This is a genomic window from Bradyrhizobium oropedii, from assembly GCF_020889685.1.
GTDB lineage: Bacteria > Pseudomonadota > Alphaproteobacteria > Rhizobiales > Xanthobacteraceae > Bradyrhizobium > Bradyrhizobium oropedii.
The window spans coordinates 1-11,282 of record NZ_JACMYO010000231.1 but is presented as its reverse complement, the minus strand read 5'-3'; the positions used below and the strand labels follow the sequence as shown (position 1 = coordinate 11,282).

Below are 11,282 nucleotides of genomic sequence, written 5' to 3'. Positions count from 1 at the left end.
AGCGTCTTCCAGCGCAGCACGGCGGCGGCGAAGGCCGGCTGCGCCACCGCGGACCCGGCCCCGGTGGCGAAGCGACCGAACGCGAACAGCAGATGGTCGGCATGGGCGCGGATCGCTTCCGCCACGGCGCGATCGCCCGCCGTGCCGATCTCGCGCTTCATCCATTCGAACATCTCGCGGTCGAGCGCGGTGAAGTTCTGCACCGCGAGGTTCGGATCGGTCGCGATCAATGCGACGGCGATACCGAGCTTGATCTCGAAGCTGAGCGGATGCTGCGCGGTGAAGGCCTTGGTCGAGATCGCAAGCGCCGTCTCGCGCAGCCGCATGCCCTTGTCGGGTTCGCCGCGCTTCTCGCGCTGGCCGGCGGCGAGCACCGCAGTCTTGATGCGCAGGAAATCCGCAAAGTTCTCCTCGTTGGCGACGATCGCCTCCAGCCGCGCCAGATCGGCCGGCGACATCGCGGCGTCGCCGGCGGAGAGCATGTCGGCGTAGAACAGCCAGGCATCCGCCTGTCCGGCGAAGCTCGGGTCCTTCGGCGCCATCGCGGTCGCGATCGCGCGGTGCCGGCGGAAATAGCGGCGGGCGTCGTCGAAGCGTCCGAGATTGAGGAAGTCCTGCCCCGCATTGTTGACCGACACCAGCGTGTTGAGATGGTTCTCGCCATAGTGCTTGGCGCGCTTCTCGATCGCGAACAGATCGAGCTCGAGCGCCTTCGCCGGCGCGCCGATCTCGCGCAGCGAGTCGGCGTAATTGTTGGCGAGCTTCCAGGTGGTGCGGTGGTCGGGCCCCAGCGCTTTCTCCGACAGCTCGAAATTGTGCCGGCCCAGATTCGTCGCCGATGCCGCCGAGCCGTTGGTCGACAGCGCCACCGCGAGCTTGTCGTTGGCAATCAGCGATTCCTCGGAGCCCTCGCCCCAGTAGGCGTTGAAGGCCGCGATCCCCTTCATGTAGAGCGGCACGGCTTCGGCGATCCTGGCGTGGTCGGACAGCAGGATGGCGTATTCCAGCAGCACATCGGCATTGCCGGGTGGCCTTTGCGCCGAAGCCTTGGTCTGGAAGGCGCGCACGAACAGTTTCTCGGCGAGGTCGTCGCGCTTGACCGCGCGCAGCGCAGCGGTCGCGTCGTAATACTGCTCCATGACGAACTGCGCATCGTCGAGCCGATCGGCGGCGTCGAGTGCGGCAATGAGCTGCGCATGGCCTGCATCGATCTTGCCGCCGCGCATCACCAGGATGGCGTTCTTGATCTGCGCCGCGATCGCCTGCGTGCTGCCGGCGACTTGCGCCGGCGCACGCCTGGTGCGGGCGTCTTGCGCGGCGGCACCGTCGATCGGTCCGGTCAGAACAGCGCCGAATGCGAGGATGATGCTGAGCGATGCAGCGGCCCTGCGCGCGCGTGCGAAACCCCCGGCGACCTTCATCGGCAGCACATCCTGATCTCAAAACGCATCATCGGATGGCGTCCCTCACATGACGGCGTCGTTGCCGTCGGCTTGGCTTTAGCGGCGCGCCTTTGCATGAACAAGACACGGCAGACGATTGCGCAGAGGAGCGGAACCGGCGAGCCGGGTTCGTGCTTCTTGGTCGCGGCGAGCGCCTTCGGCGTTCACGCATCGCGTCCAGCAACTGCTCGGTGCGGTGCGTCGCCGAACGCCGCGCCACGGCTTGCATGCCACCGGCATCCTCGTGCCATCGGATGATGTTACCGCTGGCGTGCAGTGCGGCTCGGCCATTCGCGTCGCGCAGGTATCAGGAGCGGTGATGAAAGGCGTCCGCGTGCGCAAGCCGCCGCGATCCTGCGGCAACCGCCTTTCGCTTCTGCGTCAAAACGCGCGCGGGTCGAAAGCCGGCTCTTTTCTGACCATCGTCACTTGCACCATCCGGCCCGATTCGCGTATGAGGCGCATCCTTCGCTTTCTACAACTTTTCTCTCGAAAGCCGATCGCCGATGTCCAACGCCACCCTCGACGCCAACAAGGCGCTCGTGCTCGCGCATTACGACGCCGTGACCAATCGTCTCGATCCCGATGCGATCCGCGTGCAGCTGGCGTCCGACTTCTTCGATCATGCCGCAGGCAAGCGGATGAACGCGGAGGAGGTGATCGCGCATTCGACTGCGATGCACGAGACCTTCGCCGAGCTGTCGGCGGTGGCCGAATGCCTGGTGGCCGAGCGCGACATCGTCGCCGGCCGCTTCGTCTGGCGCGGCCGCCACCGCAGCCCGTGGCGCGACATCGCCCCGACCGGCCGCCACGTCGAATTCCGCGGCATGACGTTCTGGCGGATCAGGGACGGCAAGATCACCGAACGCTGGGCGGAGATCGATTTCGTCGACCTGGAGCGTCAGCTCAGGGATTGAGGGAAATCTGCACAACTCCGTCGCGCTGCGACCGTGATCCGCGGCGATCGTCCGCGGCGTGCATCACAAGCTGACAAGAAAGCCCGAACCCGTCGCGAGCGCCGCAGCCAACTGGCCGCCGCTGCGCCGCTTCATCGCCGCCGAACATCGCCTCGGCCTGGAGATGGCGCAGGGCCGCTCGACCGCGGCGCTATACGAATTCTTCCGCTTCGGCGTGAAGCAGGCCTGGGCCTGCCTGTTCGGTGGCATCGCAGTGGCGCTGATGATCGGCACCTGGCGCTTCTATCCGCCGGACGCGGCGCTCGCGCGCTACGACTTCCTGTTTCTTGCGATGCTCGCCGTCCAGGTCGCGCTGCTCGCCGGGCGGCTCGAAACATGGGAGGAGGCGAGGGTCATCCTGATCTATCACGTCGTCGGCACGGCGATGGAGGTCTTCAAGACCTCGGTTGGCTCCTGGATCTATCCGGAGCCCAGCATCTTCCACATCGGCGGCGTGCCGCTGTTCTCGGGCTTCATGTATTCCTGCATCGGCAGCTACATCTGCCGCTGCTGGCGGCTGTTCAATTTCCGTTTTGCCCGCCATCCGCGCCGGCTCAGCCTGATCGCCCTCAGCGTCGCGATCTATGTCAATTTCTTCAGCCACCACTACGTCATCGATCTGCGCTGGCTGCTGTTCGCCTGGGCGATCTGGCTGTTCGGCCGCGCCCGCGTCCATTTCAAGGTCTGGACCCGCTATCGCGCCATGCCGCTGCTGCTCGGCCTCGTGCTGGTGTCGCTGTTCATCTGGTTCACCGAAAACATCGGCACCTTCACCAAGACCTGGCTCTATCCCTCGCAGCGGCTCGGCTGGTCGATGGTCTCGATCGACAAGCTTGGCTCGTGGTTCCTGCTCCTGATCGTCAGCTACACGCTGGTGAGCCTGGTGAATGCGCCGCTGGTGCGGAGGGGCGAGAGCGCGGGTGCCGGCGTGCGACGGCGCGATGACGAAGCCGCGGGTGGAATGTCGCTGCCAACGCTTTGACTGCCTCGTTTGCTCCATGGCATGATCGGCCATTCGAAGCAGGAGGGATGTTTGCATGCTCAGGTGTCGTTTGGCGGTTGTGTTCGGCGCCTTGCTGCTTGCCACCCCCTCCTATGCCGCCCGCTGCGGCGGCAGTTTTCCGGCCTTCGTCCAGTCGTTCTCGCAGGAGGCGGCTGCGGCCGGCATCCAGCAGGACGTGATCTCGCAGGCGCTTGGCGGCGCGCAGCAGGATGGCGGGGTGCTCGCCTTCGACCGGCGGCAGCGCTACACCTTCAACAAGACCTTCGAGCAATATGTCGCAACCCGCGTCGGCGCCGGGCGGATCAACGGCGGCCGCGCCATGTTGCAGCGTCATGCGGCGCTGCTGTCCAAGATCGAGCAGCAATACGGCGTGCCGCGCCAGATCCTGGTCGCGATCTGGGGGCTGGAGACCGATTTCGGCAAGGGCGACATGGGCAAGCTGCCGGTGTTCCGCGTGCTCGCCACGCTGGCGCATGATTGCCGCCGCACCGACCTGTTCCAGGGCGAGCTGCTTGCCGCGCTCAAGATCCTGCAGCGCGGCGATCTCCGCCTCAATGACATGATCGGCGCCTATGCCGGCGAGATCGGCCAGACGCAATTCCTGCCGTCGTCCTACATCAAGTATGGCGTCGATTTCGACGGCGACGGCCATGTCGATCTGCGCCACTCGGTGCCCGACGTGCTGGCCTCGACCGCGAACCTCCTGCACTCGAACGGCTTCAAGATGGGCGCGCCCTATGGTGAAGGCAGCGCGAATTTCGAGGCGATGCGCGAGTGGAACAGGGCGGTGATCTATCGCAAGACCATCGGGTATTTTGCGGATCAGCTTGTCGGGCGGTGACGAGGAGCTGCGGCCATCTCCACCCGTCATTCCGGGGCGCGCGCAGCGCGAGCCCGGAATCCATCGGGCCGCATCAAGCGAGGACAAATGGATTCCGGGTTCAGCCCTGCGGGCTGCCCCGGAATGACGGCTTGAGGGTGAGGGGCGTCCCATGGAAACGATCGGCAGCCAAAAAATCTGGTCGTTCTTCGATCGCCGCGGATGCCAGGTCGCGAAGAACTCGGCGGTGCGGGAGGGGCCGGGGCATCGGGTCGGCTCCTATCTGGAGCTCGCCACCAAGATCGCCGAGCTGCAATTCCTCAATCGCGACCATGTGCTGCTGTTTCGCGGCCAGGGCGCCGACTTCAAAAACATCAAGCGCAACTCGTCGCTGAAACCCACATTGTTTCGTGGCGGCCGCGGCAATCCCGATCAGGCGACGCTGGTCGAGCGGTTCGAGGCGCTGCGGCGCGCCGAGCAGATCCTGATCGCGGAGTATGCGAAGGCCAAGTTGCTCGGGTTGGAGCGGCTGAAGCGGCATCGCATCCTGCGCTGGTCGATCCTGCAACATTACGAGGTCTGCACCACGCCGCTGCTCGACGTCACCCATTCGATCCGCATTGCCGCGTCGTTTGCCTCGCTGGCGGAGACCGGCACCGCGTTCCTCTATGTGCTCGGCGTGCCGAATTTGAGCGGCGCGATCACCGCGAGCGCGGAGGCGGGCCTCCAGATCGTCCGCCTCTCCAGCGTCTGCCCGCCGTCGGCGGTGCGGCCGCATATCCAGGAGGGCTATCTGCTCGGCGAATATCCCGAGATGTCCGGGACCGAGCAGAAGGAAAACTACTTTCCCTACGAGATGGATTTCGGCCGGCGGCTGGTGGCAAAATTCTCGTTCGCGCCGGCGTCGTTCTGGAAGAACGACAATTTTCCGCAGGTGACGAAGAGCGCGCTCTATCCGTCGGAGCGGAGCGATCCGCTGTTTCGTCTGGCGCTCGGGGTGAAGAAGCAGCTGGGCGGGTGAGGTGCGCTGATCGCGCCAAATGCTCGGTGTCGTCCCGGGCTTGACCCGGGACCCATAACCACAGGGGCGTATTGTTGAAGCGAGCTGTGGCCCCAGCATCGCGCTACAACGGCCTGTCGTGGTTATGGGTCCCTGCTTTCGCAGGGACGACACCGGTTAATGTGCACAGGGCAACTGCGCGTCGTCGCGCGTTCAACTCGCCCCCGCCACCTTCGCCGTCGCCTTCTCGATCTGCCGCTGCAGCACCTTCCAGTACGTCCCGGGGCGGAAGCGTTGCAGCAGGTCCATGAAGCGGGCGTCGTTGCCGATCAGGATGCGCGGCTGGTTTTTCTCGATCCCGGTGATGATGCGCTGTGCCGCGGCGGTCGGCGTGGTCTTGGCCAGCGCGTCGAAACGCTCGATCGATTGCACGCGTCGGGCATTGTCGGTGACGCCGGTGCCGGTGCGCGAGTTGCGCGCGATGTTGGTGGCGACGCCGCCCGGGTGCACGACGGAGAGTTTTATCGGGCTGCCCGCCACCGCAAGCTCGTGGCGCAGGCTTTCCGAGAAGCCGCGCACCGCGAACTTGGCCGCGCAATAGGCGCTCTGGCCGGGCGGGGCGACGATGCCGAAGATCGAGGAGATGTTGACGATATGCGCCTCGCGCTGCTGCGCGAGCAGCGGCAGGAAGGCGCGGGTGCCCTGCACCACGCCCCAGAAATTGATGTTGAACAGCCACTCCATCTGCGCCTGCTCGATCTCGTCGAACTGGCCGAGCAGTGCGACGCCGGCATTGTTGACGACGATGTTGAGTCCGGGATGCGCGGCGCCGGCGGCTTGCGCGAAGTCCGTGATCTGGCCGGGCTCGCTGACGTCGAGCCGATGCACGGTGACCTTGCGCCCGCTCACCTTGGCGATCTCGGCTGCGGCGGCCTGCAACCCGGCCTCGTCGCGGTCGGCGATCGCGAGGTCGCAGCCGCGCAGCGCCAGTTCCTGCGCGAGCGCGCGGCCGATGCCGCTGGCGGCTCCGGTCACGGCGGCGGCGGATCCAGAGATCGCGGTCATGTCAGGTCAGCTCCATTCGGGGAAGGGGAACGTGCCGTGCGGGAACACGGCGGGTTTCCCACTTTTCTCAAATTGGAACTGAACCATCCAGTGATTTTAGGCATTTCATCTGTGTCCGGTTCTAAAACCGCGATCATTGAGGAGGCTTAGCCATGGGACAGTCGAGGCCCTATCGTGCGAAGGCCCTGGTCGTCGAAGACGACCCGATGCAGCGCGAGATGATCGGCCTGCTGCTGGAGGAGAGTGAGTTCGACGTGATCTTCTGCGAGAGCGCCGAGGCCGCCGAGCTGGTGCTGCAAGGCAATGGCGACAATGTCGTGCTGATGATGACCGATGTCGAGCTGGCCGGAAACATGACCGGCGTCGAGCTCGCCCATGTCGCGAAGAAATACAAACCCGATCTCGATGTCATCGTCACCTCGGGCAAGCCGCTGCGGCAGCGCCTGCCCGACGGGGCGACGTTCTGGCCCAAGCCCTGGGCGCCGCTCGACGTGATCCGGGCCGCCGAAACGACGGCGTCGGCGCTGTCCAGCCGCGAATCGCGTCGGTCCTCGTAACGGGTTATCAGCGCGGGTGAAGGGCGGACGGAAGTGGCCGCTTCCGCCTGCCCGGGCAGCGTGGTATTTCCGGACCATGCCCCGCTCATGGTCGGCTTTTAGGATTTGAAATTGAAATGACCTGGTCCTTCCTGCTGACCACCCTGATCGTGGTCGCTTCGCCCGGCACTGGCGTGCTCTATACCCTCGCGGTGGCGCTGACCCGAGGCTCGCGGGCGAGCGTGGCGGCGGCGTTCGGCTGTACGCTCGGGATCGTGCCGCAGATGATCGCGGCGATGCTCGGGCTTGCCGCCATCCTGCACACCAGCGCCATGGCGTTCGCTGCGCTGAAATGGGGCGGCGTGGTCTACCTGCTCTATATGGCCTGGCAGGCGCTGCGCGAGCGCGGCGCGCTCGCCGTCGATACCGAGATCAAGCCGCGCTCGAGCGGGCGGGTGATCGTGACCGCGATCCTGATCAACATCCTCAATCCGAAGCTGTCGATCTTCTTCCTGGCCTTCCTGCCGCAGTTCATTGCCGTCGACGATCCGCATCCGCTGGCGCGGATGGTCGAGCTCAGCTTCGTGTTCATGGCGATGACCTTTGCGGTGTTCGCGGTCTACGGGCTGTTCGCGGCGTCGGTGCGCGACCGCGTCATCACCCGGCCGAAGGTGATGGCCTGGCTGCGGCGCAGCTTTGCCGCGGGCTTTGCCGTGCTCGGCGCCAAGCTCGCCTTCGCGGAACGCTGACCGCGCGTCGCCCTGCTGCCGGCAATAAAAAAGCAGGCCTTGCGCCTGCTGCCTTGCGCCCCATCTGCCGGGGGCCGATCGATTGAAGACTGGTGAATTTGGGGTTGATGAATTCGCGGCTGGCGTCGTTGCGACCGGTCGTCCCGGTCCGAGTGCCCGGGCAGGGCAGGAGCCGCTACCCGGGCTGGAATTCGCTACTTCTTGGCGGCCTTCTTCTTCGTCGCCTTTTTCGCCTTCGCCTTCTTTGCCTTCTTCGCTTTCTTAGCCATAGTATCCTCTCAAGGTTTCATGGATTGAACGCGACTCCGAGGCATGCTTGGCGGAGGGCCAGCCTCGCAACATCCTCAGTACCAAACTCAGCAGATTCGGAGGCGGCTGCCGCGTGCTGTCACGGCGCTGTCATCGTGTTATCCACAGCTGTTACGTGTTTTCGCCAGCTTTTTCGTACGCGTGCGGGTGTCGCGGATCGCGGCGTCGGCGCATCGGTCATGCTTAACGATGCGCAAACGGTCGATGCGCGCGTCTTCATCAATTCAAAACCACAGCACGGATTGACGCGAGGCGGGTGACGGTCCGTTAAGCGGCGCGGCCGCATCCTGTCGGCAAGACAACGGGGATTGTCATCGGGGAAACGCCCTAGGGGCGGACGGTCATTTCAGGAGAGGCGAGGCCGATACGGGTCTCGAACAGGGGCGATGTTGAGCGTTCCGACGCTTTGGACGGTATTCATTATCAATTTTCTCGCGCTCGGCCTGATCTGGGCCTATGTCGCGCGCAGCTATCCAGCTTTCGGCGCCGCGCGGTTCTGGACCGCCTCCGCCTTCGTCGCCTCCGCCGGTGCGGCTAGCGCGATGCTCCGTGTCGTGATGACGGACTCGCTGTTGCCGCTGCTTGCGGCGGGGACGCTGATGGTGTTCGCCGCCGGCCTGGCCGCGATGGGCATCGAGCGGTTTTACGGCAAGCCGGCCGACTGGCGCAGCACCGCGCTGTCAGTCGCGCTCGCCTTCGTCGGCCTCGGCATCTTCATCTTTGCCTATGACAGCATGCCGCTGCGCATCCTGGTCTACACGGTCGCGCAGGTCACGCCGCTGGCGTTGACGCTGAAGCTGTTGCTGTCGCCCGAGAACGGCCGCGTCAACCCCGGCGCGCGGCTGGCCGGCATCGTCGCTTCCGTGCTGATCGCCATCTACGCGCTGCGCCTGGTCGGCGCCTTGCTGCAGCCCGGCGAGTTCTCGTTCGTCCGCTTCAATGCAGGCCAGTCGCTGGCGATCCTGCTGATGGTTTTCTTGTCGATGGCGCTGAATTTCGGCTTCCTGCTGATGGCGATCGACCGGCTGCGCAACGAGGTCGCCGACCTCGCGCTGCTCGACGACCTCACCGGCGTCGGCAACCGCCGCCATCTGCTGCAGCGGCTGACCGAGGAATGCGCGCGCTCCGACCGCAACGGCGAGGCATTCGCGCTGCTGGTGATCGACCTCGACGGCTTCAAGGGCATCAACGACACCCACGGCCACGCCGCCGGCGATGCCTGCCTGCAGCATTTCACGCTGATGGCGCAGACCAGGCTCCGCCCGGGCGACATGCTGGCCCGCACCGGCGGCGACGAGTTCTGCATCGTGCTGCCGTCCTCGACGCTCCGCGAAGGTGCCATGATCGCCCGCCGGGTGCTGGAGGTCTGCCGCGCCGATGCCGAGCAGTGCACCGGCAACGACATTCCGATCGCGGTCTCGATCGGCATCGCGCAGTGGACCCGCGAGATCGGCATGCATCCCGACCGCCTGATCGCCGCCGCCGACCATGCTCTCTACGACGCCAAGAGGGGCGGCAAGAACGGCTACGCGGCCTACGAGCCCAAGCTGCCGGCGGAGATGGTCGAGGCGCTGGAGGCGACCCTGCGCAAGCGCGCCTGAGCGTGCTAAAGCATGATCCGGAAAAGTGCGAAGCGGTTTTCCGAAAAGCTCATGCTCAAACAAGGGCGACACTGGATCCTTCCGATGCCTCGCCTGCTCACCGCGCTCCTTGCACTCGTCCTGTCCTCCGCCGCGCTGGCCGAAACCTCCGATCTCGCCGGTATCGCGCGGTCGCAGGGCACGCCCGAGATTCCCGGCTTGAAAATGGTCTGGCTGTCGCCCTGGGGCGACGTCGCCAAATCGCATCCCTGGCGCAACATCATCGTGCACCAGACCGAGGGACCGACCGGCTCGGCACGCTACGGCGCCGAGGCGCAGCACAAAAGCCCGACAAGGCGCGGCGTCATGGTCTGGGTCGAAACCGACGGCACGGTCTATTGGGCGGTCGCCGACAACCTGGTTCCGACCCACACCGACGGCGCCGATCGCAACGACAACAAGTACATCGACAACAGCAAGACCTATCGCCAGGTGAACAAGGACACGTCGATCGGCGTCGAGTTCGCCGGCAATTTTCCAGATGTCACCAAAGGCCCGACCGATGCCCAGATCGCCGCGTGGCGCGTGCTGGTTAAGGTGCTGCGCGCGCGCTACGGCATTCCGCTCGAGCGCGTCTATGCGCACAACTGGATCGACTTCAAGGACGCCCGCTACTGCGAAGGCTGCGCGCTCGCGACCATGGCGCGAGAGTGGGGCGAGTAGGGCGGGTAGTCACCGAAATTCGAGACGCCCGTCTTCGGGGACGAAGCGGAAACCCGATCCGGCTGTGAACCGGAGGTCCTCCAGCTCCGTCGCTATCGGCTACGCGCGCGCGATGAACGGTTCAGTCCTGCGGGCGCAGGGCCGCTTCGGCGCGCTGCATCATCCGCCGCCATCGCTCGCTTGTCGGCCCACCCATGATCAGGAAGTAGCGGACGATCGCGATCGGCAGCCAGGTCTCCATCGCTTGCGTCAGAGCCGCTATCGGCGTGCCGGTCAGCCGCGCGTATTCGGATTGCGCGGCCGCATTGACCGCAAGCGGCGGCTGCGGATTGTCGGTGATGTCGAGGGCAAACTCGGTCAAGCCGATGTGAGTGAGCCCATGATCGAGGGCTGCAGGCGCGCGGATCGAGAAGGTCCAGTCGATCAGCCGCGGACCATCCGCCGTCATGATCACATTGTTGGGATGGATGTCGCCATGGCACAGCCCGTCCTCCGGCTGCTGCAGGCGGTCGATCAGCGCGCGGATGCCGGAGGCGATGTGCTTGGGCACGATGCCGCCCGAGTGCCTGAAGGCGGTGTCCATCCAGCCGCGCAGATCGATGGCCTCCGGCGGCGGCGCCATCCTGTGAACGGACAGGCCGAGGGACGCGAGTATCGCGCCCGCCTGGGCGAACGTCACGCCGCCGCTGCGCGTGAGCTGCAGCAGTGTCGGTCCGTCGAGGCGGCCGAGCACGATGCCGAAGCGTCCGTCGAGCGTCACCTCGCCGAACACCTCCGGCGCAGGCAGCCCGCCGGCGAAGACCGCCCGGGTCATCCGCGCCTCTTGCCGGCCGAGCCGCGGCGGGAAACCTTCCTTGAACAGTTTTACGATCTGACCTGGCGCCCAGGCGTGGATGTCCGCCGTGCCGCCCTGGTTGATCTTCTCGCCGAGGGATCCCTGCATCGCCCGTCCTCCCGCCGGTCTCGACCAAACACCGGCGGCGGCCAAAAGAGAACGCTCCCGCGATCCTGGCTGCCAGCCATGATCGTGGCTTGTCCCCGGCCGCGGCGTTTGCCAGAATCGTTCAGCGGTTTGAGACAAGTCCAGTTCTGGCCCTAG

Annotated in this window: 11 protein-coding genes; 8 read left to right on the top strand and 3 right to left on the bottom strand. The window is 65.6% G+C overall.

Annotation, left to right across the window (positions count from 1 at the left end):
• The coding region (locus tag H8A95_RS37870) for a tetratricopeptide repeat protein (protein WP_229187704.1) at positions 1-1,421 on the bottom strand (1,421 nt) is incomplete at its 3' end.
• A 527-nt stretch (positions 1,422-1,948) separates the two neighbouring features.
• On the opposite strand from H8A95_RS37870, the gene H8A95_RS37865 reads away from it, so the two are divergent.
• From H8A95_RS37865 to H8A95_RS37850, 4 genes are all read left to right on the top strand, one after another.
• Entirely contained in the window at positions 1,949-2,359 is a 411-nt protein-coding gene (locus H8A95_RS37865; RefSeq protein WP_229187703.1) for an ester cyclase, read from the top strand.
• Between the two features lie 58 nt (positions 2,360-2,417).
• Positions 2,418-3,380, top strand: coding sequence for a DUF817 domain-containing protein (locus tag H8A95_RS37860; protein WP_229187702.1), 963 nt, complete (start codon positions 2,418-2,420; stop codon positions 3,378-3,380).
• A 55-nt stretch (positions 3,381-3,435) separates the two neighbouring features.
• Positions 3,436-4,242, top strand: a complete 807-nt coding sequence (locus H8A95_RS37855) for a lytic murein transglycosylase (RefSeq protein WP_229187701.1) — start codon at positions 3,436-3,438, stop codon at positions 4,240-4,242.
• Positions 4,243-4,393: 151 nt separating this feature from the next.
• Entirely contained in the window at positions 4,394-5,242 is an 849-nt protein-coding gene (locus H8A95_RS37850) for an FRG domain-containing protein (RefSeq protein ID WP_229187700.1), read from the top strand.
• Positions 5,243-5,434: 192 nt separating this feature from the next.
• Here H8A95_RS37850 and H8A95_RS37845 read toward each other — a convergent pair whose 3' ends face one another.
• Entirely contained in the window at positions 5,435-6,286 is an 852-nt protein-coding gene (locus H8A95_RS37845) for an SDR family NAD(P)-dependent oxidoreductase (RefSeq protein WP_229187699.1), read from the bottom strand.
• 152 nt (positions 6,287-6,438) lie between these two features.
• Between H8A95_RS37845 and H8A95_RS37840 the strand changes: the two genes are divergently transcribed.
• The 4 genes from H8A95_RS37840 to H8A95_RS37825 all read left to right on the top strand — a co-directional run bounded on the left by H8A95_RS37840 (position 6,439) and on the right by H8A95_RS37825 (position 10,183).
• Entirely contained in the window at positions 6,439-6,843 is a 405-nt protein-coding gene (locus tag H8A95_RS37840; protein WP_229187698.1) for a response regulator, read from the top strand.
• A gap of 116 nt (positions 6,844-6,959) precedes the next feature.
• Positions 6,960-7,571, top strand: a complete 612-nt coding sequence (locus H8A95_RS37835) for a LysE family translocator (RefSeq protein WP_229187697.1) — start codon at positions 6,960-6,962, stop codon at positions 7,569-7,571.
• Between the two features lie 695 nt (positions 7,572-8,266).
• Entirely contained in the window at positions 8,267-9,481 is a 1,215-nt protein-coding gene (locus tag H8A95_RS37830) for a GGDEF domain-containing protein (RefSeq protein ID WP_229187696.1), read from the top strand.
• 84 nt (positions 9,482-9,565) lie between these two features.
• Positions 9,566-10,183, top strand: a complete 618-nt coding sequence (locus tag H8A95_RS37825; RefSeq protein ID WP_229187695.1) for a peptidoglycan recognition protein family protein — start codon at positions 9,566-9,568, stop codon at positions 10,181-10,183.
• A gap of 121 nt (positions 10,184-10,304) precedes the next feature.
• Here H8A95_RS37825 and H8A95_RS37820 read toward each other — a convergent pair whose 3' ends face one another.
• The gene (locus tag H8A95_RS37820) at positions 10,305-11,126 is read right to left on the bottom strand and encodes a phosphotransferase (protein ID WP_229187694.1); all 822 of its coding nucleotides are present in this window, start codon (positions 11,124-11,126) and stop codon (positions 10,305-10,307) included.
• Between the last annotated feature and the right edge of the window lie 156 nt (positions 11,127-11,282).